The sequence below is a fragment of the Azohydromonas australica DSM 1124 genome (assembly GCF_000430725.1).
GTDB classification, from domain to species: domain Bacteria; phylum Pseudomonadota; class Gammaproteobacteria; order Burkholderiales; family Burkholderiaceae_C; genus Azohydromonas; species Azohydromonas australica.
In genome coordinates this window covers 506,346-532,358 of sequence record NZ_KE387203.1, presented here as the reverse complement: position 1 = coordinate 532,358, position 26,013 = coordinate 506,346, and the positions used below count along the sequence as shown (strand labels likewise).

Below are 26,013 nucleotides of genomic sequence, written 5' to 3'. Positions count from 1 at the left end.
CCGTCAGGCCGCCAGCGCCACGTTCAGCAGCTCCAGGAAGCGCCGCGCCGCGGCGCTCATCGGCCGCTGCTTCGGCACGATCGCCCGGTAGGGCTCCAGCGCCTGGTGCAGCTGCAGGGGCAGCACCCGCAGCACGCCTTCCTGCTCGTGCCGCGCGGCCAGCGTGGCGGGCAGCACCGCCACCATCAGTGCCTCGTTGATGAGGAACACGGTAGTGTGCATGGACGCCGTCTCCACCAGGTTGCGCGGCGTGTCCAGGCCGTGCAGCCGGAACTCCTGCTCCAGCAGCTCGCGCATCGGCGAGGGCCGCGGCTGCAGCACCCAGGGGTCGCGCATCAGCGCCTGCAGCGTCAGCGCCTTCTCGCGCGCACGGGAGTTGCGCGGCCCGACGACCAGGCTCAGCGGCTCGGCCGCCAGCACCGTGGAGTCGTAGTCGCTGTGGGCGTGGCCTTCGGCGATGCGGCCGATGACCAGGTCCAGCTCGCCCTGGTCCAGCAGGTCGAGCAGGTGGTCGCTGGTCTCCGTCACGATGCGCACCTTCAGCAGCGGCTGCTCGCGCTTGAGCGCGGCCACCGCCTGCACCAGCAGCGTGGGTGAGGAGGCCGGGATGCAGCCCACCGCCAGCAGTCCGCCGCCCGCGCGCAGCCCTTCCAGCGTGCGCGCCATCGTCTCCAGCGAGCCGTGCAGCCCCTCGAAGTGCGCCATGACCGCCTCGCCCGCCGGCGTGGGGCGCAGGCCGCGGCCTGCGCGTTCGAACAGCGGCAGCTCCAGCGCCGCCTCCAGCTCCTGGAGCATTTGCGTCGCCGCCGGCTGCGTCATGCCCAGCTCCGCCGCCGCCGCGCGCAGCGTGCCCAGGCGCCGCAGGGCCAGCAGCAGCGCCACCTGCCGAAAACGCAGCCGCTGCAGCAGGTGTCGGGCGGACATGGGCGCCATGAATAAGCTGTACCTATCAGTGCTTCAGAAAAAACAAGTTTACGCGTATAGGTCAGCTCCCTAGCATCGCCTCACTTCCTACAACGACCCGGAGACGAACATGAAGCGATGCACCCGGAGGGTGGCCCTGGCGCAGGCGGGACTGGCGGGCGCGATCCTGGGCCTGTGCGCCGTGCCGGCGATGGCGCAGGAATGGCCCACGAAGCCGGTGCGCATGCTGGTGGGCTCGGCGCCCGGCGGCGGCACCGATGCGGCGGCTCGCGCGGTGGCCGACAAGCTGGGCCCGGCCCTCAAGACCACCGTGGTGGTGGAGAACAAGCCCGGCGCCTCCAACACGCTGGCGCCCGCCGAGGCCGTGCGCGCCAACGACGGCCACAGCCTGGTGATGGGCGTGTCCACGGCGCACGCGATCGCGCCCTACCTGATCAAGCTGCCCTACAACAACGACCGCGACCTGGTGCCCGTCGCCTACGTCGGCGCCGTGCCCAACGTGCTGGTGGTCAACAAGGACCTGGGCCTCAACACCGTGAGCGACCTGGTGGCGCTGGTGCGCAAGCAGCCGGGCAAGGTGAACTTCGCCAGCAGCGGCGCCGGCAGCACGCAGCACATCGCCGGCGAGCTGTTCCGCGAGGCGGCGCAGGCCGACATCACCCACGTGCCCTACCGTGGCAGCGCCCCGGCGCTGGTGGACCTCATGGGCGGCTCGGTGCAGATGAGCTTCGACACCATGGCCTCGGTGCTGCCGCACATCAAGTCCGGCAAGGTCAAGGCGCTGGCCGTGGCCTCGGCCAAGCGCAGCCCGCAGCTGCCCGACGTGCCCACCACCGCCGAGGCCGGGCTCAAGAACGTGGAGATGAGCGCCTGGTACGGCGTGTACATGCCCGCCGGCACGCCCAAGGCGGTGCAGGACAAGGTGCACGACGAGGTCACGAAGATCATCCAGATGCCCGACGTGAAGGCGCGGCTGGAGGCCATCGGCATGGAAGTGCAGCCCATGAGCCAGGCGCAGTTCCAGGCCTTCCACAACGAAGAGAACAAGCGCTACGCGGCGCTGATCAAGCGCCGCGACATCCGCCTGGACTGAAGCCGCCGCACGCCATGGACCAACTGCAAGCCAGCCGCACGGCGTACCTGGCCAGCGGTGACGAGGCCCTGCTGCCGATCGTCGATGCGCACCACCACTTCTGGGACATCGCGCACAACCCGCACCCGTGGCTGCAGCAGCGCCCGCGCATCGCGTTCCGCTACGGCGACTACGAGTCCATCTGCCGCGACTTCCTGCCCGAGGACTATGCGCGTGCCGCGGGACCGCACCGCGTGGTGGGGCACGTGGTCATGGAAGGGGAGTGGGACCGCGCCGACCCGGTGGGCGAGGCTCGCTGGATGAGCGCCCTGGCCGCGCGCTGCGGCCAGCCCCAGGCGATGGCCGCGCAGATCTGGCTGGACCGCGACGACGTGGGCGAGGTGCTGGCGCAGTACGCCGGCCTGCCGCTGGTGCGCAGCGTGCGCCACAAGCCGCGCTGCACCCCGCGTGCCGAATACCGCGCCGGCTGGGCCGAGCCGGGCTCCATGCGCTGCCCGCGCTGGCGCGACGGCTACGCGCGGCTGTCCGGGGCCGGCCTGATGTTCGAGCTGCAGGCGCCGTGGTGGCACATGGAGGAGGCGATGGAGCTGGCGCGGGACTTCCCAGCCACCACCCTCATCGTCAACCACGCCGGGCTGCCGGCCGAGCGCGACGACGCGTCGCTGGCCGCCTGGCGGCGCGCGATGGAGCGGCTGGCCGAAGCGCCGAACGTGATGGTGAAGATCTCCGGCCTGGGCGTGCCGGGCCGGGCCTGGACGGCCGAGCTGCAGCGGCCCGTGGTCGAGGCGCTGCTGGCGGCCTTCGGCACGCAACGCTGCATATTCGCGAGCAACTTTCCCGTGGACGGGCTGCTGGCCAGCCTGGACCAGATCTTCCAGGTCTTCAAGACGCTGACCCGCCAGCTGCCGCCGCGGCAGCGATTGGCGCTCTTCTGCGACAACGCCTGCCGCATCTACGGGCTGCATTGAGCCTGCAACGACAAGAGGAGACGACATGAGCCGCATCCGCATGACCCTGCTGGCGCTCGCGCTCGCGCTGGCCGCCGCCGGCCCGCTGGCCGCGCAGGAGATCAAGGCCCGCCTGGGCACCAGCCTGCCCGAGGCGCATCCGCAGACGCTGGGCGCACGCAAGTTCGCCGAGCTGGCGGAGAAGAAGAGCCAGGGCCGCATCCGCATCGCCGTCTATGCCGCCGGGGGCCTGGGCAGCGACGTGCAGATGCAGTCGGCGCTGCGCGGCGGCACGCAGGAGTTCACCGTGCCCTCGACCGCCACCCTGGCCTCCGTGGTCAAGGAGTTCGGCGTGCTGGGCCTGCCCTTCGCCTTCGCCAACGAGGCGCAGGCCGATGCCGTGCTCGACGGCCCCTTCGGCAAGGGCCTGCTGGCGCGCCTGCCTGAAAAGGGCTTGGTCGGGCTGGCGTTCTGGGAGAACGGCTTCCGCCACGTCACCAACAGCAAGCGGCCGGTGGCGAAGATCGAGGACCTGGGCGGCCTGAAGGTCCGCACCATGCAGAACCCGGTTTACATCGACCTCTTCAACGGGCTGGGCGCCAACGCCGTGCCGATGGCGGTGACGGAGCTGTTCCCGGCGCTGGAGAGCAAGGCGGTGGACGCGCAGGAGAACCCCTTCACCGTCATCCACGCGCAGAAGTTCTACGACGTGCAGAAGTACGTCTCCACCACCGGCCACGCCTACGACGCGCTGGTGCTGATCGCCTCCAGGAAGTTCTGGGACAAGTTGTCCCCGGCCGACCGCGAGCTGCTGGAAGCTGCCGCGGCCGAGGCCACCGCCTACGAGCGCCAGACCAGCCGCGAGCTCAACGGCCGGCTGCGCGGCGAGCTGGTCAAGCTGGGCATGCAGGTCAACGACGTGAGCGAGGCCGAGCGCCAGCGCATGCGCGAGAAGCTGCAGCCGGTGATCGCCAAGCACTCGGCGGCCGTCGGCGAGGACGTGACCCGGGAGCTCATGGCCGCGATCGCCAAGGCCTCCCGCTGACAACGAGAAAAGGACACCTGATGAACAACGACTCGACCCGGCCCGTCGTCGCCCTGACGCTGGGCGATCCGGCCGGCATCGGCCCCGAGCTGATCGCGCGCCTGCTGGCCCGCAGTGACGTGCGCGAGCAGGCCAACATCGTGCTGGTCGGCGACCCCTGGCTGTGGGCCGAGGGGCAGCGCGTGGCGGGCGTCGAGGTCGCCACCACCCCGGTCGACTCGCTGGCGCAGGTGCGCGGGCGGGCGAAGGCGGAGCGGCCGGCCTTCCTGGCCATGCACACCGTGGCGCCGGAGCAGGTGCACGTCGGCCAGGCCGAGGCCGCCGGTGGCGCCTCGGTGCTGAAGGTGCTCGATGCCTGCATGGACGGCACGCGGGCCGGCTACGTGGACGCCATCTGCTTCGCCCCGCTCAACAAGCACGCCATGAAGCTCGGCGGCCTCAGGCACGAGGACGAGCTGCACCACTTCGCCGAATACCTGGGCGTGCAGGGCTACTTCTGCGAGTTCAACACGCTCGAAGGCCTGTGGACCTCGCGCGTGTCCTCGCACGTCCCGCTCAAGGATGCGGCCTCGTACCTCAGCGTGGAGCGCATCCAGGCCGCCGCCACGCTGATCTACCGCTCGCTGCAGGCCAACGGCGTGGAGCGGCCCCGCGTGGCGGTGGCCGGCTTCAACCCGCACAACGGCGACGGCGGCACCTGCGGGCGCGAGGAGATCGAGGTCATCGCGCCGGCGGTGGCCGCGCTCAACGCCGCCGGACTGCCGGTGGTGGGTCCGTTCCCGGCTGACACCATCTTCCTGCGCGCCCGCGACGGCGAGCTCGACGCCATCGTCACCATGTACCACGACCAGGGCCAGATCGCGCTGAAGCTGCTGGGCTTCTCCAAGGGCGTGACGGTGCAGGGCGGGCTGCCCATTCCGATCACCACGCCGGCGCACGGCACCGCCTACGACATCGCCGGCCAGGGCCGCGCCGACGTCAACGCCACGGCCAACGCCTTCGCCATCGCCTGCCGCATGGGCCGCGCGCTGCACGCGAGCCGCGGCACCCACACCTCCGCCGCGGCCTGAGCCGCTGCCTCCTTCACAAGAACGAACCCGAGACCGAACCCATGAAGATCACCAAGATCCGCGCCCGCGTCTTCGAATGGCAGGGCCCCACCGTGCCGCCGCAGGGCAACTTCTGCTCCAACGCCATGGACCTGGTGTGGGACAACAAGGCCCACGCCGGCGCCGACGACACCATGGACACCTTCCGCTTCCACGGCTGGACCGTGGTGGAGGTGGAGACCGACACCGGCCTGGTGGGCCTGGGCAACGTGGCGCTGGCGCCGCGCATCGCCAAGGCCATCATCGACCAGTACCTCGCGCTGCACGCGCTGGGCCAGGACCCGTGGGACTACGAGTACATCAACCAGCGCATGTACCGCGCCACGCACGCCTGGGGCCGCAAGGGCGTGGCCATGGCGGCGATCTCGGCCATCGACATCGCCATCTGGGACATCCTGGGCAAGTCGGTGGGCAAGCCGGTGTTCAAGCTGCTGGGCGGGCGCACCAAGGAGAAGATCCCCTGCTACTACTCCAAGCTCTACCGCACCGACCTGGGCGAGATGCAGCGCGAGGCCGAGACCTACCTGAAGCAGGGCTTCAAGGCCTTCAAGATGCGCTTCGGCTACGGCCCGCAGCATGGGGCAACGGGCGTGGTGGAGAACCTCAAGAGCGTGGAAGCGGTGCGCGAGGTGATCGGCTACGACAACGACCTGATGCTCGAGTGCTACATGGGCTGGAACGTGGAGTACGCCAAGCGCATCCTGCCCAAGCTGGAGAAGTACCAGCCGCGCTGGCTGGAGGAGCCGGTGATTGCCGACGACATCGACGGCTACGCCGAGCTGAACCGCCTCACCAGCATTCCCATCTCCGGCGGCGAGCACGAGTTCAGCCTCTACGGCTTCAAGCAGCTGCTGGAGAAGAAGGCGGTGAGCGTGGTGCAGTACGACACCAACCGCGTGGGCGGCATCACCATGGCGCACAAGATCAACGCGCTGTGCGAGGCCTACTCGGTGCCCGTGATCCCGCACGCGGGCCAGATGCACAACTACCACCTCACCATGAGCAGCCTCAACTGCCCCATGAGCGAGTACTTCCCGATGTTCGACGTGGAGGTGGGCAACGAGCTGTTCTATTACATCTTCGCCGGCGAGCCGGTGGCCGAGAACGGTTTCCTGCAGCTGCGCGACGACGTGCCGGGCCTGGGGCTGACGCTGCGCACGGACTACCTGGACCAGTTCCGCATCGTCGAGTGAGGATCAACGCCATGAACCGACGCTATGAGGGCGTGTTCCCGGTGGTGCCCACCGTCTTCAACGCCGACGGCACGCTGGACCTGCCCGGGCAGCTGCGCTGCGTGGACTTCATGATCGATGCCGGCTCCAACGGCCTGTGCATCCTGGCCAACTTCTCCGAGCAGTTCGCGCTCGCGGACGAGGAGCGCGAGCTGCTGACGCGGGCCATCCTGGAGCAGGTGGCCGGCCGCGTGCCGGTGATCGTGACCACCACGCACTTCAGCAGCGCCGTGTGCGCCGCGCGCAGCCGCCGCGCGCAGGACATGGGCGCCGCGATGGTGATGGTGATGCCGCCCTACCACGGCGCCACGCTGCGCGTGGGCGAGGCGCAGGTGGTGGAGTTCTTCCGCACGGTGTGCGGGGCGATCGACATCCCGCTGATGGTCCAGGACGCCCCCGTGGCCGGCACGCCGCTGCCCGCGGCGCTGCTGGCGCGCATGGCGCGCGAGATCCCGAACCTGCGCTACTTCAAGCTGGAGATGCCGCAGGCGGCCAACAAGCTGCGTGAGCTGATCGCGCTGGGCGGCGACGCCATCGAGGGACCGTGGGACGGGGAGGAGGGCATCACGCTGTGGGCCGACCTCGAAGCCGGCTGCACCGGCGCGATGACCGGCGGCGGCTTCCCCGACGGCATGCGCGCCATCGTGGACGCCTACCGGCAAGGCCGCCGCGACGAGGCCTTCGACCTCTACCAGCGCTGGCTGCCGCTGATCAACTGGGAGAACCGGCAGGCGGGCTTCCTGGCCGCCAAGGCGCTGATGGAGGCCGGCGGCGTGATCCAGTGCAGCGCACCGCGCCACCCGTGGCCGGACCTGCAGCCGGCCATCCGCCAGGGGCTGATCGACATCGCGCGGCGGCTCGATCCGCTGGTGCTGCGCTGGGCGCGTTGATTCCCGGCCGCGCACGGCCTCAGCCGCCCGCCGCCCGGCGCCGGAACTCGTCCGGCGTCATGCCCATGAGGCGCTTGAACATGGTGATGAAGGCCGAGGCGCCGGCGTAGCCCAGCTCCAGCGCCACGGCCTCCACCTTGCGCCCGGCCTGCAGCCGCGGCAGCGCCTTGACCACGCGCAGCCGCTGGCGCCACTCGCTGAAGGACATGCCCAGCTCGCGCCGGCAGCGCCGCAGCAGCGTGCGCTCGGTGGTGTGGAACGCCAGCGCCAGCTCGGCCAGCGAGCGGGCGTCGCCCGGGTTCGCGTCCAGCGCCCGCAGCACCGGCGCCAGCACCGGGTCCTCGCTGCCGGGCAGGTAGCTGCCTGCGCGCGGCGCCAGTGCGAGCTGGTCCACCAGCACCTGCAGCAGCCGCGCCTCCTCCGCCGTCGGCGGCGCCGCGTGCGCGTGCCGCCGCAGGTGCTCCAGCAGCGCGCGTACCAGCGGGCTCACCGTCAGCGCGCAGGCCTCGCGCGGCAGCGCCGCGCACAGCGCCTCGGACACGTACAGCGAGCAGTGGCTGGCCGCGTGCCGGTTCAGGCCCACGTGCTCCACCTGCGCCGGCAGCCACACGCCGTACTGCGGCGGCGCCATCAGGTGGCGGTCGGACAGCATCAGCTCCATCACGCCGCTGTAGGCGTACACGAACTCGCCCCAGGCGTGGCGGTGGCGCGGGTACTCGGTGTCCGAAGGGAGGTCGTCGGCGCGGAACCAGATCGGCGCCGGCAGGGTGTCGGCAAAGGGCGGTGCGCGCAGCTGGCGGGGACGGGTGGCCATGGGGGCGGGCAGGGCGTGGCGGATGGGCGGCATGGATTGTCCGATACGCGAAATCCCTCGCGAAAGCGTCACCGGACAATGCGCCGCTCCACCGCTGTTTCCTCTTCGAGCCATGTCCCACCGCAAGCCCCTCGACGCCCAGGCCACCGGCCTGATGCTGCTGCTGTGCATGGTCTGGGCGCTGCAGCAGATCGCGGTGAAGGCGACTGCGCCGGACATGGCGCCGATCTTCCAGATCGGGCTGCGCTCGACCCTGTCGGCGCTGCTGGTGGCGGCGCTGATGGCCCTGCGCGGCGAGCGGCTGCAGTGGCGCGGCGGCGCGTGGCGGCCGGGCGTGCTGGTGGGGCTGCTGTTCGGGCTGGAGTTCCTGGTGGTGGGCGAAGGGCTGCGCCACACCAGCGCCTCGCACATGGTGGTGTTCCTCTACACCGCGCCGGTGTTCGCGGCGCTGGGGCTGCACTGGAAGCTGCGCGCGGAGCGGCTGCAGGCGCTGCAGTGGGCCGGCATCGCGCTGGCCTTCGGCGGCATCGCCTGGGCCTTCCTCGGCCGATCGGCGGGCCCGGCCGGCGGCGACAACCCGCTGCTGGGCGACGCGCTGGGGCTGCTGGGGGGCGCCGCCTGGGGCGCGACCACGGTGGCGATCCGCTGCTCGCGCCTGGCCTCGGCGCCGGCCACCGAGACGCTGCTGTACCAACTCGCCGGCGCCAGCGTGCTGCTGCTGGCGGCGGCCGTCGCCAGCGGACAGACCCGCTTCACGCCCACGCCGCTGCTGGCGGGCAGCCTGGCTTTCCAGGCGCTGGTGGTGTCCTTCGCGAGCTTCCTGGCGTGGTGCTGGCTGCTGCGGCGCTACCTCGCCTCGCGGCTGGGCGTGTTCTCCTTCCTCACGCCACTGTTCGGCGTGGGCTTCGGCGTGTGGCTGCTGGGCGAGCCGCTGGAGCCGGCCTTCCTGCAGGGCGCCGCGCTGGCGCTGGCGGGCATCGTGCTGGTGAGCGGCCACGGCTGGCTGGCGCAGGCCGCCTCGAAATGGAAGCGCCGCGCTGAAGCGCAGGGTGCGGCGGCGGTTTCGCGCGCCGATTGAAGGGTTCGCGGCGCTTCAATTCGTGCTGTTCTGCGCACGAAGCCCAACTCTGTCTCGCTGCCGTGGTGGGCCGGCCGGGCGGATCGGCGACGCTTGCGGCTGAAGTAAAAAAACCGGACGGGCGCGGCAACGAAAGCCGTGCCCGTCCGACTCAAGAGCCGCATGAGCGCGTCGGACGCCAACATCGAATTTCCGCTGGTTGACGACAAGCCGTCGTATCGCAGGTGGCGCCGAGCCGTGGCCTCCGCGCTGGTGCTGGCTTGTGGGCTGGCAACCACCGCGCTGCTGTGGCACGTGGCGCAGCGGGACGACACGCGGCGCCTGCAGTCGCGCCTGGACTTCCGCGTGCAGCGCATCTGCGCGGCCATTCAGGCGCGCATGGCCGGGTACGAGCAGGTGCTGCGCAGCAGCGCCGGCTGGGTGGCGGCCTCCGGCGGCGTCACGCGCGGCCAGTGGCGCGAGTACGTGCGCCACCTGGAGCTGGAGCAGAGCTTTCCGGGCTTCCAGGGTGTGGGCTGGGCCCGCTACGTGCCGGCGCCGCATCGCGAGGCCTTCGAGCAGGCTTTGCGCGCGGAAGGGCTGGCGGACTACGCGGTGCGGCCCGAGGGCGAGCGCCCCGGCTACGGGCCGGTGACGTACCTGGAGCCCAACAACGTGCGCAACCTGCGCGCCCACGGCTTCGACATGCTGTCCGAGCCGGTGCGCCGCGCGGCCATGGAACTCGCGCGCGACAGCGGCCAGGCGGCAGTCACGGGCAAGCTCAAGCTCGCCAGCGAGGCGCAGCAGTCCGGCGTCAACGGCTTCCTGCTGTTCGTGCCGGTGTACAGCCGCCATGTCGGCGAACTGCACGACGCCGAGCAGCGCCGTGCCGCCTTGCTGGGCTGGGTCAACAGCCCCTTTCGCATCGGCGACCTGCTGCAAGGCGCGCTGGGCGTCAACCGCGGGGACCTCAACCTGAGGCTGTACGACGGCCCCTCGACCCGGCCCGAAGCGCTGATGCACGACGACGGCCTGCTGGAGGAGGGCCAGGCGCTGGCCGGCCTGGCGCCAGTGACGCGCACGCTGCAGATCCCGGGCCATGCCTGGACGGTGGAGTTCACGCCGCTGCGCGGCCTGCTTGACGGCGCGCCGCGCTGGCCGCTGCCCTTCATCGGCCTGGCCGGCGCGGGCATCAGCGTGCTGCTGGCCGCGCTGACCTGGCTGCTGATGGCGCGCATGGCACAGGCCAGCCGCGAGCAGGCGCGGCTGCGGCTGGTGGCGCTCACGGACCAGCTCACGGGGCTGCCCAACCGCACGTTGCTGCAGCAGCGCCTGGGCGAGGTGGTGGAGCAGTGCGCGCGCACCGGCATGCAGGGCGCAGTGCTGTTCGTGGACCTGGACAACTTCAAGTTCGTCAACGACAGCGACGGCCACCATGCCGGCGACGCCGTGCTGCGCGTGCAGGCCCGGCGCCTGGCCGGCACCGTGCGCGCGGGCGACGTGGTGTCGCGGCTGGGGGGCGACGAGTTCTGCATCGTGCTGCGCGGCGCCGGCGAGAGCATGGAAGCGGAGGCGGTGCGCGTGGCCGAGCGCGTGATCGACGTGGTGTCCGAGCCGGTCGAGATCGAGGGCCGCATCGCGCAGATGGGCGCCAGCGTGGGCATCGCCATGATCCCGCGTGACGGTGCCGACACCGCGTCGCTGCTGCGGCACGCCGACACCGCGATGTACCGCGCCAAGTTCAGCGGCAAGCAGCGCTGGTGCTTTTTCGGCGAGGAGCTGGACCTCGCGGCCACGCGGCGCACCGCCGCCGAACGCCTGGTGCGCGAGGCGCTGCGGCAGGGCCGCCTGCAGCTGCACTACCAGCCCGTGGTGAGCCTGTGCGACGGGCGCGCGGTGGCGGCGGAGGCGCTGCTGCGGTTGCCGCAGGAGGGCGCGGCGCCGGTGTCCACCGGCGAGCTGGTGGCCGTGGCCGAGCAGTGCGGGCTGATCGGCGCGCTGGGCGCCTGGGTGCTCGATGCCGCCTGCGCGCAGCTGGGCGCGTGGCAGGCTGAGGGCGCCCGCGGGCTGCGCCTGGCGGTCAACGTCTCGGCGCGCCAGCTGCACGACCGGGACTTCGTCGCGCAGCTGCGGCGGGCACTGTGCACGCACCGGGTGGATCCGGCCGGACTGGAGCTGGAGCTGACCGAGACGGCGCTGCTGTCCGACCACGCGCAGGTGCTGGGCACCATGCTGGAGCTGCGCGGGATGGGGGTGGCGCTGGTGCTGGACGACTTCGGCACCGGCTACTCCTCGCTCTCGCACGTGCGGGACTTCCCGATCTCGAAGATCAAGATCGACCGCCGCTTCGTGTTCGCGCCGGACGGCGGGCTGGCCGACGCGGGCATCACGCGGGCCATCGTCGCGCTGGGCCAGGGCATGGGCGCGGCGGTGGTGGCGGAGGGCATCGAGACCGAGGCGCAACGCCACGCGCTGCGCGAGCAGGGCTGCCTGCTCGGACAGGGCTGGCTGTTCGGCGCGGCGCTGCCGGCGCAGGAGTTCCGGCGCCGCTTCGGCACGGTGTGGGAGGCCCTGGCGACCGCCGCACCGGGCGCGGAGATCCACCCGGCCTGAGCTTGGTGGTGCACCACGGCCTGCGCCTGAATGGTGCATTTCAGCGCTGCCCCCCTGGCCCGGGACTTGCATTCCAGTCGGACATCGTGCCGTGAGCTTGCGGGAAACTACCCTACGCACAGCGCACAACACTGTATACAGTTTGATCCACGTCGCCGCGGAGCCCGGGCGGGTGTGCTTCCCCTGGAAGCGCCTGCATCAGGTTGCGACGTTCGCTCCTCACAGAGCCCGCTGTGGTGAGGGGAAGAAGCCGGTGGTCCATCCCGCCGGCGCTTCCTGCGTACATCACCGATGGACCTTTCCTACCTCATCGACTGGGCGAACCTGCTGCTGCGCTGGGCCCACGTCATCACGGCGGTCGCCTGGATCGGCGCCTCGTTCTACTTCGTCATGCTTGACAACAGTCTCAGCGTGCCCACGCACGAGGACCTGAAGAAGAAGGGCGTGGACGGCGAGATGTGGGCCGTGCACGGCGGCGGCTTCTACCACTCCAACAAGTACATGGTGGCGCCCAAGTGGCTGCCGCTGCCCGAGAACCTGCACTGGTCGTACTGGGAGAGCTACTCGACCTGGCTCACGGGCTTCGGGCTGTTCACGGTGCTGTACCTGTTCAACGCCGGCACCTTCCTGGTGGACAAGAGCGTGCACGACTGGTCGCCGGGCGCGGCCATCGGCGCGGCGCTGGGTTTCCTCGCGGCGTTCTGGCTGCTCTACGACGCCATCTGCCGCACGCTGGGGCGCCGCAGGAACGGCGACCTGGTCGTCGGCGTGCTGGTCTTCGCCCTGGTGGTGTTTGCCGCGTGGCTGGCCTGCCAGCTGTTCGCGGGCCGCGCGGCCTTCCTGCTGGTGGGCGCGATGATGGCCACGGCCATGAGCGCCAACGTGTTCTTCTGGATCATCCCGGGCCAGCGCAAGGTGGTGGCGCAGCTGCGCGCCGGCCAGGCCGTGGACCCGGTCCACGGCCAGCGCGGCAAGCAGCGCAGCGTGCACAACACGTACTTCACGCTGCCGGTGCTCATTGCCATGCTCTCCAACCACTACGGCTGGCTGTACCAGGCCCAGCACAACTGGCTGGTGCTGGTGCTGCTGATGCTCGCCGGCGCGCTCATCCGCCACAGCTTCGTCTCGCGCCACAAGGCGCACGTGCTGGGCAAGCGCACGCCGTGGGAGCACGCGGTGGTGGGCACGCTGGCGCTGGGTGGCCTGGCCTTCTGGCTGGCCCCGCCGCCGCGCAGTGACGCGCAGCTCGCCGCGGCCCGGCAGCCGGTGGCCTTCGCGCAGGTGCAAAGCGTCATCGAGCAGCGCTGCGTCATGTGCCACAACGCCCAGCTGCAGAACAAGAACGTGGCGCTGCACACGCCGGAGCTCATCCGCGTCAACGCCCAGGCCGTGTACCAGCAGGCCGTGGTGCAGAAGCTCATGCCGCTGAACAACGCCACGCAGATCACCGACGCCGAGCGCGACCTGCTGCGCCGCTGGTTCGAGAGCGGCGCGTCAGCGCAGCAGTAAGCCTTTTCCGTTTCCCATCCCCGCTTCGCGGGCGCCGCTCCTGCCGGCGCTGCCGCCGGGCGGAGCTTTTCCCGAAGGAAGACCCATGGCCCACACCGAGACCCATCCGGTCGATGAACGACTCCCCACCGGCCGCCTGGCCGCGCTGGGCCTGCAGCACGTGCTGGTGATGTACGCCGGCGCCGTGGCGGTGCCGCTGATCGTGGGCCGCGCGCTCAAGCTCAGCCCCGAGCAGGTGGCGATGCTGATCTCGGCGGACCTGTTCTGCTGCGGCTTGGTGACGTTGATCCAGGCGCTGGGCTTCGGCCGCCACATCGGCATCCGGCTGCCGGTGATGATGGGCGTGACCTTCGCCGCCGTCGGCCCGATGGTGGCCATGGCCAATGCGCAGCCGGGCGTGGAGGGAGCGCGCGCGATCTTCGGCGCCATCATCGGCGCGGGGCTGGTCTCGATCGCCATCGCGCCGCTGGTGAGCCGGCTGCTGCGCTTTTTCCCGCCGGTGGTGACGGGCAGCATCATTGCCGTCATCGGCATCAGCCTCATGCGCGTGGGCATCGGCTGGGCCCTGGGCGGCCCCGCGCCCATGGCGCAGCAGGTGGACGTGCCCAAGCTGGTGGCGATGGTGGACGCCGCCAAGGCCGCGGCGGCCTCTGCGCCCGCGGCGGGCGCCTCGGCACCGGCGCTCAAGCTCGGCCCGATCCCGATGCTGGACAACCCCGCCTACGGCGCGCTGGACAACCTGGCCGTCGCCGGCTTCGTGCTGCTGGTGATCCTGTGCATCAGCCGCTGGGGCCGTGGCTTCGTGGCCAACATCTCGGTGCTGCTGGGCATCGTCGTGGGCTGCGTGGTGGCGGTGGCCATGGGCAAGATGGACTTCGCCAAGGTGGCCAAGGCGCACTGGTTCGACGTGGTCACGCCCTTCTCCTTCGGGCTGCCCACCTTCGACCCGGTCATGGTGCTGACCATGACGCTGGTGATGGTCGTGGTGATGATCGAGTCCACCGGCATGTTCCTGGCGCTGTCGGACATCACGGGCAAGAAGATCGGCCAGGCCGAGCTCGCCGCGGGGCTGCGCACCGACGGCCTGGGCACCGTCATCGGCGGCATCTTCAACACCTTCCCCTACACCAGCTTCTCGCAGAACGTGGGCCTGGTGGGCGTCACCGGCGTCAAGAGCCGCTGGGTGTGCGTGGCCGCCGGCGTGATCATGGTGGTGCTGGGCATGCTGCCCAAGATGGCGGCGCTGGTGGAGTCGGTGCCGGCCTTCGTGCTCGGCGGCGCGGGGCTGGTGATGTTCGGCATGGTGGCGGCCACGGGCATCCGCATCCTGTCCACCGTCAACTACGCGGCCAGCCGCCACAACCTCTACATCGTCGCCATCTCCATCGGCGCGGGGATGATCCCGCTGGTGGCGCCGCGCTGGATGCAGCAGATGGCGCACGGCCTGCACCCGCTGCTGGACAGCGGCATCCTGCTGGCGTCGATCGCCGCCGTGGCGCTGAACCTCTTCTTCAACGGCGCGCGCAGCGGCGCCGCCGATGCGGTGGCCGCGGCCAAGGCGCAGGACGCGCATGCCTGATGCCAACTCGCCTCCGCGAATGAAGTAGATCCCGTTCGCCCTGAGCCTGTCGAAGGGCAGGCGCTTGGGTGCCGCCGCAAGGCTTCGACGAGTTCAGCCCGAACGGGCCTTCATTTCAGCGCCAAACAAAACGGGCCCCGCGGGGCCCGTTGGTGTTGATGGCGCCTCGTCAGAACGAGGTCCACTCGTCGGTGTCGGACGTGCCCGAGCGCGCGGCATGCGATTCGGCGGGCAGCGGCGCCGGCGTCGCGGCGGGGGCGGGCGCCGCCGCCTTGCGGGCGAAGCTCGGCCGCGTCACGTGGCGCGCAGGCTCGGGGGCGCGGTGCGCGGCGCTGTCCCAGGCCGGCGCGGGGGCCGCCACCGGCAGGCTGGCCACGGCGGGCGCGGCCGGCGCGCTGCCGCCGTTCTGCAGCCGGAACACCGCCACCGCCTGCACCAGCTGCTGGGCCTGGGCGCGCAGGCTCTCGGCGGCCGCGGCGCTTTCCTCCACCAGCGCGGCGTTCTGCTGCGTGGCGTGGTCCATCTGCGTCACGGCCTCGCCCACCTGCGCCACGCCCTTGCTCTGCTCGGCGCTGGCGGCGCTGATCTCGGCCATCAGGTCCGAGACGCGCTTCACCGCCGTCACCACCTCCTGCATGGTGTGGCCGGCCTGGTCGGCCAGCTTGGAGCCGTGGTCCACGCGGTTGACGCTGTCGGTGATGAGCTGCTTGATCTCGCGCGCCGCCGTGGCGCTGCGCTGCGCCAGGTTGCGCACCTCGCCGGCCACCACCGCGAAGCCCCGGCCGTGCTCGCCGGCGCGCGCGGCTTCCACCGCGGCGTTGAGCGCCAGGATGTTGGTCTGGAAGGCGATGCTGTCGATCACGCCGATGATGTCGGCGATCTTGTGCGAGCTGGTCTCGATGCCGCGCATGGTGTCCACCACCTGCGCCACCACCTCGCCGCCCTTGACGGCCACCGACGACGCGCCCACGGCCAGCTGGTTGGCCTGGCTGGCGTTGTCGGCGTTGTGCTTGACGGTGCTGCCCAGCTCCTCCATGGCCGCGGCAGTCTGCTCCAGCGAGGAGGCTTGCTGCTCGGTGCGCTGGCTCAGGTCCTGGTTGCCCTGCGCGATCTGGGCGCTGGCAGTGGCCACGCCCTCGGCGTTCTGGCGCACGCCGGAGACGATCTGCGTGAGCTTGCTCTTCATGGTGCCCAGCGCGGTGAGCAGCTGCGCGGTTTCGTCGCGGCCCTCGACCTGCACCACGGTGTTGAGGTCGCCCTCAGCCACCTGCAGCGCCACGTCGCAGGCGCGGCGCAGCGGCACGGTGATGGAGCGCGTGATCAGCCAGCCCAGCGCGCTGGCCAGCGCCATCGTCGCCGCCGTGAAGCCGATCAGCAGGTTGCGCGCGTGCCGGTAGCTGCCCTCGGCCTGCTCGTACATCTGCCAGCTGCCGGCGTCCTGCAGCCGCACGGTCTCCTGCACCAGCTGCTGCCAGGCCAGCGTCAGCGGCTGGGACTTCTCCACCATCAGCGCCGTGGCCTGCTCGCGCTGGCCGGCCATGGCCAGCTCGAAGAGCTGGTTGTTGACGGGCCGCGTGGCGTCCCGGGCCTCGTCCAGGCGCTTGAGCAGCGCCTTGAGCTCGTCGGTGTGGTGCATCTCCTCCAGCGCCTTGCGGGAGATGTCGTAGATCTGGCGGATGCTGGCGAGCTCGTCCTTGAGCTTCTGCCGCTCGCCCTCGTTGCTGGTGAGCACCAGCGTGGGCAGCACGCGGTTGGCGTTCTGGATCGCGTCGTTCATCGTGTGGCTGTACGCGCTGGCGACGTTGTTCTCCTTCACCACCCGCTCCAGGTTCCGCTGGATTTCCGCGAGCTTGAACAGCGCCAGGCCTGACGACGCGAAGGTCACCAGCATGATCAACCAGAACGCCGTCCCCAGGCGCACACCAATCTTGAAATCGGCCAGTCTCATCGTTTGTTTTCCTCTCCCGCCTTGCCGAGCGGACTGCTGCAACACACCCGGGGCCACTGTGCAGGAAGCCATCTCGGCTTGATCTGTGCCAAGTCAAGCTTGCAGGTGTGACCGTGCACGACCCGCGCACCGCGCGGCCGCGTGCGCCGGCGCCCGCACGCGTGGCCGAGGCGGCTGTCCGTGGTGCCGGTGGCGTCAGAAGCGGCCGAAGACCTTCTGCAGGATGGCGCTGCCGGTGCCCACGGGGTCGCGGCGGATGCGGCGCTCCTCCTCGCCGATCATGAAGAACAGCCCGTCCACGGCCTTGGCCGTGACGTGGCGTTCGAGGTTGGCGTCCTCGGCGCGCACCAGCCCCAGCGTGCCGGCCCGGCCCGCGAGCTCGTTGTAGCTCTGCGCCAGCGCGACCTTCTCCGTGGCGCGGGTCACGATCGGCAGGAAGCGCTGGGTCAGCGGCTGGCGCGTGCGGCCGGCGAAGAAGTCGGTCACGGCGGTGTCGCCGCCGCGCACGACGTCCAGCGCGTCCTGCACCGACATCGAGCGCACCGCGTCCACCAGCAGCGCTTTCGCCTCGGGCACCGCCGCCTCGGCGGCGCGGTTCATGGCGGTCACGAGTTCGTCCACCCGGCGCTGCTGGCCCATGAGCCTGAGCACGCTCGCGACCTGCTCCAGCGCCGGCGGCAGGGGAATGCGCACCTGCGGGTTGCCCAGGAAACCGTCCGGCCGCCCAAGCAGCTCCACCGCGCTGGCGGCGCCGCGCTCCAGCGCGGTGCGGATGCCGGACGTCGCCTCCGTCGAAGTGGGCACGGCCCAGGCCGGCCGGGAGAGGGCCGGACCCAGCAGCAGGAAGGCGGGAAGGACAGGAAGGGCGCGTGCCAGTGCACGACGTTTCATGAGTGGCTCCAGTGGTGACGAATCGATGCGGTATGCCGGGTTGAACACTGGTCGGCAGCCGCCCGCAAGGCCTGTCGGCCCGGCGCAACGTGCATTGAGGCCCGGTGAAATCCCGGGCCTGCCACGTTTCGGTGAGAACACAAAGTGCAACAAACTGGGTCTGCGGGAGGCGACCCGGTTGCTGGCCCTGGCATGTTGCAGCGCGCAAACTGGTTTCCATGCTGCAGCGCGCAAATTTTGTTTTGCGCTTCTCGTGGGGCGCCAGGCCGAATCGGTGGCGATGCGGCACGGCGTCCGTCACCGTCGACGGAACACGGGACACACCATGCTGATCCTCGCCACCCTGGCCGCCGCCGGCATTGCGCCGCGCGTGGCTGACGCCTACCACCACTCGTTGGGCCAGGCCTGCGAGCGCTTCGACATCCGCACGCCGGAGCGCATCGCGGCCTTCGTCTCCCAGTGCGCCTTCGAGAGCCGCGGCTTCGTCACGCTGGAAGAGGGCATGCTCTACCGCACCCCGGAGCGCATCTGCGCCATGTGGCCCGGCCGCGTGCGCGACCTGGACGATGCCGAGCGGCTGGTGGGCGCGCCGCAGGCGCTGGCCAACACGGTGCTGTGCGGCCACCACGGCAACGGCGACGCCGCCAGCGGCGACGGCTGGCGCTACCGGGGCCGCGGGCTGATCCGCCTGGTGGGCCGCGCCACCTACCGCAGCGCCGGCGCGGCGCTGCAGCGGCCTTACGAGGAGCAGCCCGACTTGGTCGCGCGCCCGGGGGACGCCTGCCTCGCGGCCGCCTGGTTCTGGCACCACCGCGGCTTCAACGAGATGGCCGACCGGCTGCAGTTCGACGCCATCACCCGCTTCATCCACGAGCACGTCTCGCCCATGGGGGGCCTCTACGAGCGCCGGACGCTCTACCGCGGCGCGCTGGCCGCGCTGGAGGACATGCGCTGCTGAGCGCGTCGGCGGCGGCGCCTCAGGGTGCCGGCGTTTCCGACGCCTGCAGCGCTTCCTGGGCGGCCTCGGGCCGCGGCTGCTCCAGGGGCCGGCGGCAGTCGAAGAAGGCGAAGCCCGGGTCCCGCGCCGTCGGCCGGCCGGCTTCGACGGCCGCGACCGCGGCGCGCATGTCCTGCTGGCCGGCGGCCCAGCGCTCCTGCACCGACGACGCCGAGAACTCCAGCGTCTTGGCCGCTACCTCGTGCTCGGGTGGCCGGTAGGCCAGCAGCGCGACCGCGGTCTCGCCGCCGCCGGCCGCATCAGCCGCCGCGTTCTTCGTCCGCCGGGTCTGTCGCGCCAGCAGGTGGCGCAGCCGGTATTCGCGGCGGTAGGCGTCGATGGTGCGCAGCGACTGCGACGCGAAGGCGATGTCCTGCGCGCGCTCCAGCGCCGTGTCCATCGAGAACGGGCGCCCGCCGCGGGCGTCGAAGAGGTCCACCGCGAAGCACACGTGGTCGCCGTCCGGCGGCTCGCCCAGCAGCGGGTCCAGCGGCAGGTTGCACAGCATGCCGGGGTCGCCCAGCAGACGGCCGTCGATCTCCACCGGCGGGAAGCCGGGGATGAAGGCGGTGCTGGCCAGCACGTGGCGCGGCTCGATCGTCTGCCGGCGGCTGTCGAAGTACACCGGCTCGCCGCTTTCCAGGTCCACGCAGCCGATGACCAGCGGCAGCGCCGCGCTGTTGAGGTAGTCGAAGTCCACCACGCGCTCCAGCGTGCCCAGCAGCGGTCGGCCGTCGAACAGGCCGACGTCCGAGGGCGTGCCGGGCAGCAGGGACAGGAAGCCGCTGGAGCGCGGCGTGAACAGGCCCGGGCGGCCCAACATCACCGTCTGCATCGCGTGCAGCTTGTTGTACACGTCGCGGGCGCGGCCACCGGCGGGCACCAGGCCCGGGGCGCTCCACACCGAGGCCTGGCGCCAGAACTCGCGCAGCCGTTGCGCGCGCTGCGCCGGCGGGTTGCCCGCCACGATGGCCGCGTTGACTGCGCCGATGGATGCACCGCTGACAAGGTCCGGGCTGTAGCCCGCCTCGTGCAGCGCCGCGCAGGCGCCGGCGGCGTAGGCGCCCAGCGCGTTGCCGCCCGACAGGGCCAGACTGATGAAGCTCGAAGCCGGCGAGAGAGCGGGCAGGGCCGCTGCATCGTCATGGGAAAGGTTCATTGCTGCACTGCAGCAACCAGCGTGCCCTGTGCGCCCGCGCCATAGGCGGAAGTGGTGCGAGCCGCTGGTTTCCGTGCACCATTGCTCGGATTCGGGCACGTGGCGAAAGGCTCGTGCCAGGTTTCTCCACGATACGGGCGGGATGATCGGCGCGTTACAGCCGTCCCGTCTTGCCTGCCGACGCCGGGCAACCATGCCAGATTCACGCTTGACCGTTCCGACGCCTCCTGCGCAATGCCTGCTGATCGTCGATGACGATCCCAGCGCCATCCTGTTGCTCAGCCGCATCCTCGAAGGCGAGGCCCGCATCGTGTTCGCCACCAGCGGCGAGGCGGCATTGCGGCAGATCCGTGACCACGCGCCCGACCTGGTGCTGCTCGATGCCAGCATGCCCGGCCTGGACGGCCTGGAAACCTGCAGGCGCATCAAGGCCGATGCGGGCAGCGCCGAGGTGCCGGTGATCTTCGTCACCGCGAACGCCGACCTGCAGCTGGAGACGCGGGCGCTGGAGCTGGGCGCGGTGGACTTCATCCACAAGCCCGTGCACCCGCCCGTGGTGCGCGCCCGCGTGCGTGCGCACCTGGCGCTCAAGCAGAAGACCGACGCGCTGCGCCGCCTGGCCGTGGTGGACCCGCTCACGGGCATCGCCAACCGGCGTGCCTTCGACGACGCGCTGGACCAGGAATGGCGCCGCGCCCTGCGCCACGGGCATGCGCTGTCGCTGCTGCTGGTCGATGTGGACTTCTTCAAGCGCTACAACGACCTGCACGGCCATCCCGGCGGCGACGCCTGCCTGCGCCGGGTGGCCGGCGTCGTCACGGCGGCCACCCGGCGTGCGGGCGAGCTGGCCGCGCGCTACGGCGGCGAGGAGTTCGCCGTGCTGCTGCCGCACGCCTCGCTGGCGCAGGCGCGCGCCTTCGCGCAGGGCCTGTGCGCCGCCATGGAGGGTGCGGCGCTGCCGCACGGCGACTCGCCCGTGGGGCCGCACGTGACGGTGAGCATCGGCGTGGCCGGGCTGGTGCAGGGCTGCCGGGACGGCGGCGCGGGCGACCGGTCCTGCCACGCGTGCGAGCTCTCCGGCCCTTGCCGCGCCGGCCCGGGCCAGCTGGTGGACTTGGCCGACCAGGCGCTCTACCAGGCCAAGCGCGAGGGGCGGGCCCGGGTGGCCTGCCTGCAGGGCACGGTGCCCGGCGCCTCGCCGTAGGACGCCTGCATGGGCATCCCTTCCGAACCGGTGCAGTCGGATGCCGTGGGCGCGGCCCGCGTGAGGCCCGCGGCACCGTCGCGCGTGCTGTGCGTGCTTGCGCCGATGCTGGCCGCCCTGGTGGCGCTGCTGGCCCTGGGCCTGGTGGCGAGCAGCCACCTGGCGGCGCCGGCCGGGGCTGGTGACGTGGCCCGCGTGCCGCGCACGCTGGCCGTGGCCGGCGCTTTGTCGGCGTTGGTGCTGCTGTCCATGCTGGCGGTGCTGTGGCGCGAGGTGGACCGGCGGCTGCGCTCGGAGCGCGCGCTGCAGGCGCAGCAGAACCGGCTGGAGGAGCTGGTCGAGCAGCGCACCGCGGCACTGGCGCACAGCGAGGCACTGCAGCGCCTGCTGATGGAGAGCGCCCCGGTGGCGCTGGCGATGTTCGACACCCGGATGCGCTACCTGGCGGTGAGCCGGCGCTGGTCCGAGGAATTGCCGGACCTGTTTCCGGAAGGTAAGGGCCTGGTCGGCCGCAGCCACTACGAGGTGCTGCCGGACATGCCCGAGCACTGGAAGGCGGCGCACCGCAGCGCGCTGGCCGGCGAGGTGGTGCGCATGGACGCCGAGATGCTGCCGCGCCCGGACGGCACGCCGCGCTGGCTGCGCTGGGCGGTGCATCCCTGGCGCGACGGCACCGGCGCCGTGGGCGGCGTCGCCATCTTTGCCGAGGACATCACCCGGCGCCGGGCCACGGAGCTCGCGCTGGCCGAGCGCGAGGGGCTGCTGGCGCTGGCGGTGGCGAGCGCCAACGTGGGCACCTGGAGCTGGCACGCGGACACCGGCGAGATGGTGCTGTCCGAGCGCTGCCGCGCGCTCTTCGGCTTCGGCGCCCGGGAGCCTGTGCGGCTGCCGGACCTGCTCGCGCGCATGCATCCCGAGGACCGGGCGGCGCGCCAGGCCGCCATCGATGCCGCCCTCAACCGCGGCCAGCCCTTCCGCCTGGAGTACCGGGTGCTGTGGCCCGACGGCAGCGTGCGCTGGCTCGCCAGCGCCGGCAGCGCGCACGGCGCGGGCCCGGCGCGGCAGCTCATCGGGGTGATCTTCGACGCCACCGAGCACCGGCAGCAGGAGCAGGCGCTGCGCGACAGCCAGCAGCGCCTGGAGCGCTGGAACAGCGACCTGGCGCGCGAGGTGGCGCTGCGCACCGCCGAGCTGCAGCAGCGCCAGCGCGAGCTGGAGGCGGCCAAGGAGGCGGCCGAGCAGGCGAGCCAGGCCAAGAGCGCCTTCCTCTCCACCATGAGCCACGAGATCCGCACGCCCATGAACGCCATCCTGGGCACGGCGCAGCTGCTGGAGCGGCAGGCGCTGGACGCGGACCAGCGCCGCCTGGTGCGCAACCTGCGCCAGGCCGGGCGCGGGCTGCTGGCGCTGATCGACGACGTGCTGGACCTCTCCCGCATCGAGTCCGGCCACGCCGAGCCGGCGCAGGCGCCCTTCGTGCTGCGCGAGGTGCTGGAGCCACTGCTGGAGGTGCTGGGCCCCACCGCCGCGGCCAAGGGGCTGCGGCTGGAGCTCGCGCCGCTGCCCGAAGGGGTGGACACGCTCGTGGGCGACGCGCGCTACCTCGGCCAGGTGCTGATGAACCTGCTGGGCAATGCCCTGAAGTTCACCGCCGCCGGCGGCGTCACGCTGGCCGTGGCGCTGCGCTCGCGCGACGCGCACGCGCTGCGGCTGCGCTTCTCGGTGCGGGACAGCGGCATCGGCATCGAGCCGGCGCAGCTGCAGCACATCTTCGATGCCTTCGTGCAGGCCGACGCCTCCATCCACCGCCGCTATGGCGGCACCGGTCTGGGGCTGGCGATCTGCCGCCGGCTGGTGGGGCTCATGGGCGGCGAGATCGGCGCGCACAGCGTGCCGGGCACGGGCAGCGAGTTCTGGTTCGAGCTGCCCCTGGGCATCGCGGCGCCGCTGGCGGGCGCGCGGGTGGTGCCGGCGTCCGAAGCCGCCGGCCCGCGGCTGGCGGGGCTGCGCCTGCTGGTGGCGGACGACAGCCCGACCAGCCTGGAGATCGCGCAGCGGCTGCTCGCGCACGAGGGGGCCGTCGTGGCCGCGGCCGACGGCGGCGAGGCCGCGCTGGCGCTGCTGCGCGCGCAGCCCGGGCGCTTCGACCTGGTACTGCTGGACCTGCAGATGCCGGGCCTGGACGGCGTGCAGGTTGCGGCGCGGCTGCAGGCCGACCCGGCCCTGGCGCCGCCGCCGCCCGTGGTGGCGCTGAGCGCGGGCGTGCTGCCCAGCCAGCGCGAGCGCGCGCGCGCCGCGGGCATTCGGGAGTTCGTGATGAAGCCGCTGGAGCTGGACACGCTGGTGGCGGTGATCCTGCGCTGCACGGGCGGTGTGTCGGGGCATGGGAGCGCGCCGGCGCCCGTGCCGCCCGCGGTGGCCGCGGGCACGGACTTCCCGCCGGTGCCCGGCATCGAGCTGTCCCGGGCGGCGCGGCTGCTGCAGGGCGACCGCGACCTGTTCCTGCGCCTGCTGCAGGCGCTGCGCGCCGAGGGCGACGAGGTGTTCGGCGCGGTGCGCGAGGCGCTGACGCGCGGGGACGCGCCGGCGGCTGCCGCGCGGCTGCACCGCCTGCGCGGCATGGCCGGGCACGTCGCGGCCGGCACGGTGGAGCGGCTGGCGGCGGCGCTGGAGGAGTCGCTGTCGCAGGGTCCGCCGGCGCCGGAAGACGCGCGGCTGGCGCAGCTGGAGCAGGCGCTGCGCACCGTGCTGGAGGGCTTGCCGGCGCAGCCGCGGGCGGCGCCGCTGCCCGGGGACTGTGCCAGCCCGCGGGCCGAGGCGCCGCCGCCCGATGCCCGCGCCATGGAACGCCTGCTGGCCGGGCTGGACGACAGCGACCTCAGCGCGCTGCGCCGCTTCGAGGAGCTGCGCGCCGCGCTGGCCGCGTACCACGGCGCTGGTGCGGTGCAGGAGCTTGGGCAGCTGATGGAGCGCCTGGAGTTCGCCGCCGCGGCGGCGCGGCTGCGGGGGTGGCGGGAGGCGGGGTGACGCCGCGCCTGCTGCTGCGTCGGTCACGCCGTTGCGCAGTGCCGTGCGGAAGACATCGAGACGGTTCGCCTGGCCGGCTGCGACACAGGCCGCCAGTCCACCCCGTCGTCATCCCGGCGGAAGCCGGGATCCACGCGCACCACGGTCGTGGCGTTGAGGGGTGCCGTCAGCCTCGCGCACGCGCAGCGACAGCTCGCCGTTGACCCGCGTGCGCTCCACCAGATCAGCAGCGTGGCACCACCGGCGACCAGCACCACCAGCAAGCCCAGCGCGAAGACGGCCAGCGCGCTGGCGAGCCTGTCGTCCAGGCAATCAGCCGTCGCGCAGCGGGTCGTGTCCCCAGTTCATGAGCGACCAGCGCCAGCGCGTGTTCCGCACGTCGCCCTCGGGCCGCTGCGCCAGGTGGCGGTGCACGTAGCCCACCACCTTGCGCATGTGGTCCAGGTCGGCGTCGTCCAGCGCGTCCCGCTTCTTGTGCAGCAGCTCCACGATGCGCCGGCCCGACTGATGCCCGACGGACTCGCGCTCGCCGTCGTGCGTGAAGCCCACCTGCCGGGACTCCTCGGTGTCCAGCCACCGCTCCAGTGCGGCGGGCGTCATGTTGACCGCGGTGCGGAAGTCCTGGAGCACCTGGGCGCGCTCGTCCTGCGGTGACTCGTGGCGGGCCATGGCTCAGCCCTTCTTCAGCGCGTCGGCCTTGTGGATCGCCTTGCGCCCGGTCTTGGCGCTGCGCACCTCGAACTGCGGCTCGTCCGCGGACGCCTTGGCCGTGTGGCCCCCGGCCTGGGCCTCGCCCGTGACCTTGCGCGTCACGGTCCCGTGCGTCCGGCCCTGAGAGGTGTTCCAGCTCACCTCGTCGCCCTTCTTCAGCTCCGTCATCTCGCCGCTCCTTGGCCCGGGCCCCGGCCCCGCGGCCGGCCGGCGCAATGGGCCGCCATGGGCCTTGGAGGCAACGGCTGTGCCGGACGGGCTACGGGCGGCCGCCGAAACGCTGGTTGGCCGCACGCACGATGTCGGGCGGCAGGCGGTCGAGCAGGAAGCGGATGGCCAGCGGCACCAGCACCAGGTCGTCCACCACGCCGAGCAGCGGGATGGTGTCGGGCAGCAGGTCCACCGGGGACAGCAGGTACAGCGCGATCAGCGCCGTCCCGAATTTCAACCAGCCCGGCGACTGGGGATGGCGCAAGGCGAACCACAGGCGCCGCGCGTCGCCACGCACGACGGTCCACAACACGGTCAATCGCTTCCACATTTGCATGACTCCATTCGGCCCGGACAGCGGCCCTGTGGTCCCAGATGGCGGCGCGCGCCCGGCCAGGCAAGGCCGCGGGGACAAGCGGTAACAGTTGCGGCCCGGCGCGCACCGTGTACGCCGTTTGCCGACGTCCGGGCGTCGCATTCACTTAGCGAGCAAGGGGCAAGCCATGGGACTGCTCGACCAGTTGCTGGGCGGCTCGGCCGGCGGCGAGGCCGGGGCCGGAACTGGCGTCACGAGCGCCGGCGCCGTGGTGCCCGACCGGGTGCTGACGGCGCTGCTGCCGGTGCTGCTGGGCCTGCTCGCCGACCGGCGCGGGCCGGGCGCGGCGGCGGTCGTGCCGCCCGGAGCCGTCGACGGCTCGCCCACCGAGCGGACCTTCTCCGGTGTGGGCGGCCTGGCGGGGCTGCTGGCACGCTTCTCCCGCCACGGGCACGGCGCGCTGGCCAGCTCCTGGGTCCGGCAGGGGGCCAACGAGCCGATGGCGCCGGAGATCGTCCCGGAGGTGTTCAGCGCGCAGGAGCTGCGTGCCTTGGCCGAACGCGCCGGGCTGGGCGAGGAGGAGGTGCGGCGCGGCCTGACGGTGCTGCTGCCGGCGGTGGTGGACCACTTCACGCCCACCGGCGAGGTGCCCGCGCGCGACCGGCTGCTGGCCAGCCTGATGGACTACGAGAAGCGGCTGCCGCATTGAGCGACGGCGTGCCGCCCCAAGTCCCTGCG

At 72.1% G+C, this 26,013-nt stretch carries 22 protein-coding genes; 14 read left to right on the top strand and 8 right to left on the bottom strand.

The window, feature by feature from the left end; all coding sequences use genetic code 11:
* Nucleotides 1–3 precede the first annotated feature (3 nt).
* Nucleotides 4–924, bottom strand: coding sequence for a LysR family transcriptional regulator (locus H537_RS0121565; protein WP_238446755.1), 921 nt, complete (start codon nt 922–924; stop codon nt 4–6).
* Nucleotides 925–1,033: 109 nt separating this feature from the next.
* On the opposite strand from H537_RS0121565, the gene H537_RS0121560 reads away from it, so the two are divergent.
* From H537_RS0121560 to H537_RS0121535, 6 genes are read left to right on the top strand one after another with little or no spacing between them, the layout of a single operon-like run.
* Nucleotides 1,034–2,017 (top strand): Bug family tripartite tricarboxylate transporter substrate binding protein, encoded by a 984-nt coding sequence (locus H537_RS0121560; protein ID WP_028999501.1) that lies wholly within the window; start codon nt 1,034–1,036, stop codon nt 2,015–2,017.
* 14 nt (nt 2,018–2,031) lie between these two features.
* The gene (locus H537_RS0121555) at nt 2,032–2,985 is read left to right on the top strand and encodes an amidohydrolase family protein (RefSeq protein ID WP_028999500.1); all 954 of its coding nucleotides are present in this window, start codon (nt 2,032–2,034) and stop codon (nt 2,983–2,985) included.
* 25 nt (nt 2,986–3,010) lie between these two features.
* Complete coding sequence (locus H537_RS0121550) at nt 3,011–4,009, top strand: TRAP transporter substrate-binding protein (RefSeq protein WP_043459404.1); 999 nt, start codon at nt 3,011–3,013, stop codon at nt 4,007–4,009.
* Between the two features lie 20 nt (nt 4,010–4,029).
* Nucleotides 4,030–5,079 (top strand): 4-hydroxythreonine-4-phosphate dehydrogenase PdxA, encoded by a 1,050-nt coding sequence (locus tag H537_RS0121545; protein ID WP_043459402.1) that lies wholly within the window; start codon nt 4,030–4,032, stop codon nt 5,077–5,079.
* 41 nt (nt 5,080–5,120) lie between these two features.
* Nucleotides 5,121–6,311, top strand: coding sequence for an L-rhamnonate dehydratase (locus H537_RS0121540; protein WP_028999497.1), 1,191 nt, complete (start codon nt 5,121–5,123; stop codon nt 6,309–6,311).
* 11 nt (nt 6,312–6,322) lie between these two features.
* Nucleotides 6,323–7,240 (top strand): dihydrodipicolinate synthase family protein, encoded by a 918-nt coding sequence (locus tag H537_RS0121535; RefSeq protein ID WP_028999496.1) that lies wholly within the window; start codon nt 6,323–6,325, stop codon nt 7,238–7,240.
* A 19-nt stretch (nt 7,241–7,259) separates the two neighbouring features.
* On the opposite strand, the gene H537_RS0121530 is transcribed toward H537_RS0121535, so the two are convergent.
* The gene (locus tag H537_RS0121530; RefSeq protein WP_238446754.1) at nt 7,260–8,087 is read right to left on the bottom strand and encodes an AraC family transcriptional regulator; all 828 of its coding nucleotides are present in this window, start codon (nt 8,085–8,087) and stop codon (nt 7,260–7,262) included.
* A gap of 79 nt (nt 8,088–8,166) precedes the next feature.
* On the opposite strand from H537_RS0121530, the gene H537_RS0121525 reads away from it, so the two are divergent.
* From H537_RS0121525 to H537_RS0121510, 4 genes are all read left to right on the top strand, one after another.
* Nucleotides 8,167–9,132: a DMT family transporter gene (locus tag H537_RS0121525; RefSeq protein WP_028999494.1), complete on the top strand. Its 966-nt coding sequence runs from the start codon at nt 8,167–8,169 to the stop codon at nt 9,130–9,132.
* Between the two features lie 162 nt (nt 9,133–9,294).
* The gene (locus H537_RS49565) at nt 9,295–11,724 is read left to right on the top strand and encodes a putative bifunctional diguanylate cyclase/phosphodiesterase (protein WP_051243053.1); all 2,430 of its coding nucleotides are present in this window, start codon (nt 9,295–9,297) and stop codon (nt 11,722–11,724) included.
* A gap of 291 nt (nt 11,725–12,015) precedes the next feature.
* Nucleotides 12,016–13,233, top strand: a complete 1,218-nt coding sequence (locus H537_RS0121515; RefSeq protein ID WP_028999493.1) for a urate hydroxylase PuuD — start codon at nt 12,016–12,018, stop codon at nt 13,231–13,233.
* 85 nt (nt 13,234–13,318) lie between these two features.
* On the top strand, nt 13,319–14,812 hold the full coding sequence (locus H537_RS0121510; RefSeq protein ID WP_028999492.1) for a nucleobase:cation symporter-2 family protein: 1,494 nt from the start codon (nt 13,319–13,321) through the stop codon (nt 14,810–14,812).
* A gap of 169 nt (nt 14,813–14,981) precedes the next feature.
* Here the strand turns inward: H537_RS0121510 and H537_RS0121505 are convergent, their stop codons facing one another.
* Nucleotides 14,982–16,760 carry a methyl-accepting chemotaxis protein gene (locus H537_RS0121505; protein ID WP_028999491.1) on the bottom strand — a complete coding sequence of 593 codons (1,779 nt, stop codon included), beginning with the start codon at nt 16,758–16,760 and terminating at the stop codon, nt 14,982–14,984.
* A 195-nt stretch (nt 16,761–16,955) separates the two neighbouring features.
* Complete coding sequence (locus tag H537_RS0121500; protein ID WP_028999490.1) at nt 16,956–17,651, bottom strand: DUF4197 domain-containing protein; 696 nt, start codon at nt 17,649–17,651, stop codon at nt 16,956–16,958.
* Between the two features lie 325 nt (nt 17,652–17,976).
* Here H537_RS0121500 and H537_RS44605 point away from each other — a divergent pair, with 325 nt between their 5' ends.
* Nucleotides 17,977–18,609 carry a glycoside hydrolase family 19 protein gene (locus H537_RS44605; RefSeq protein ID WP_051243052.1) on the top strand — a complete coding sequence of 211 codons (633 nt, stop codon included), beginning with the start codon at nt 17,977–17,979 and terminating at the stop codon, nt 18,607–18,609.
* Nucleotides 18,610–18,628: 19 nt separating this feature from the next.
* Here the strand turns inward: H537_RS44605 and H537_RS51425 are convergent, their stop codons facing one another.
* On the bottom strand, nt 18,629–19,807 hold the full coding sequence (locus tag H537_RS51425; RefSeq protein ID WP_051243051.1) for a patatin-like phospholipase family protein: 1,179 nt from the start codon (nt 19,805–19,807) through the stop codon (nt 18,629–18,631).
* 208 nt (nt 19,808–20,015) lie between these two features.
* Here H537_RS51425 and H537_RS0121485 point away from each other — a divergent pair, with 208 nt between their 5' ends.
* Nucleotides 20,016–21,011: a diguanylate cyclase domain-containing protein gene (locus H537_RS0121485; RefSeq protein ID WP_028999489.1), complete on the top strand. Its 996-nt coding sequence runs from the start codon at nt 20,016–20,018 to the stop codon at nt 21,009–21,011.
* 9 nt (nt 21,012–21,020) lie between these two features.
* Nucleotides 21,021–24,038, top strand: a complete 3,018-nt coding sequence (locus H537_RS49560) for a PAS domain-containing hybrid sensor histidine kinase/response regulator (RefSeq protein WP_051243049.1) — start codon at nt 21,021–21,023, stop codon at nt 24,036–24,038.
* A gap of 312 nt (nt 24,039–24,350) precedes the next feature.
* Here the strand turns inward: H537_RS49560 and H537_RS0121470 are convergent, their stop codons facing one another.
* The 3 genes from H537_RS0121470 to H537_RS0121460 all read right to left on the bottom strand — a co-directional run bounded on the left by H537_RS0121470 (nt 24,351) and on the right by H537_RS0121460 (nt 25,290).
* Complete coding sequence (locus H537_RS0121470) at nt 24,351–24,707, bottom strand: DUF3140 domain-containing protein (protein WP_028999488.1); 357 nt, start codon at nt 24,705–24,707, stop codon at nt 24,351–24,353.
* 3 nt (nt 24,708–24,710) lie between these two features.
* On the bottom strand, nt 24,711–24,917 hold the full coding sequence (locus H537_RS0121465; protein WP_028999487.1) for a hypervirulence associated TUDOR domain-containing protein: 207 nt from the start codon (nt 24,915–24,917) through the stop codon (nt 24,711–24,713).
* Nucleotides 24,918–25,008: 91 nt separating this feature from the next.
* Nucleotides 25,009–25,290, bottom strand: coding sequence for a YkvA family protein (locus H537_RS0121460; RefSeq protein WP_028999486.1), 282 nt, complete (start codon nt 25,288–25,290; stop codon nt 25,009–25,011).
* Between the two features lie 94 nt (nt 25,291–25,384).
* On the opposite strand from H537_RS0121460, the gene H537_RS49555 reads away from it, so the two are divergent.
* Entirely contained in the window at nt 25,385–25,984 is a 600-nt protein-coding gene (locus H537_RS49555) for a YidB family protein (RefSeq protein WP_502527947.1), read from the top strand.
* Nucleotides 25,985–26,013: the final 29 nt, after the last annotated feature.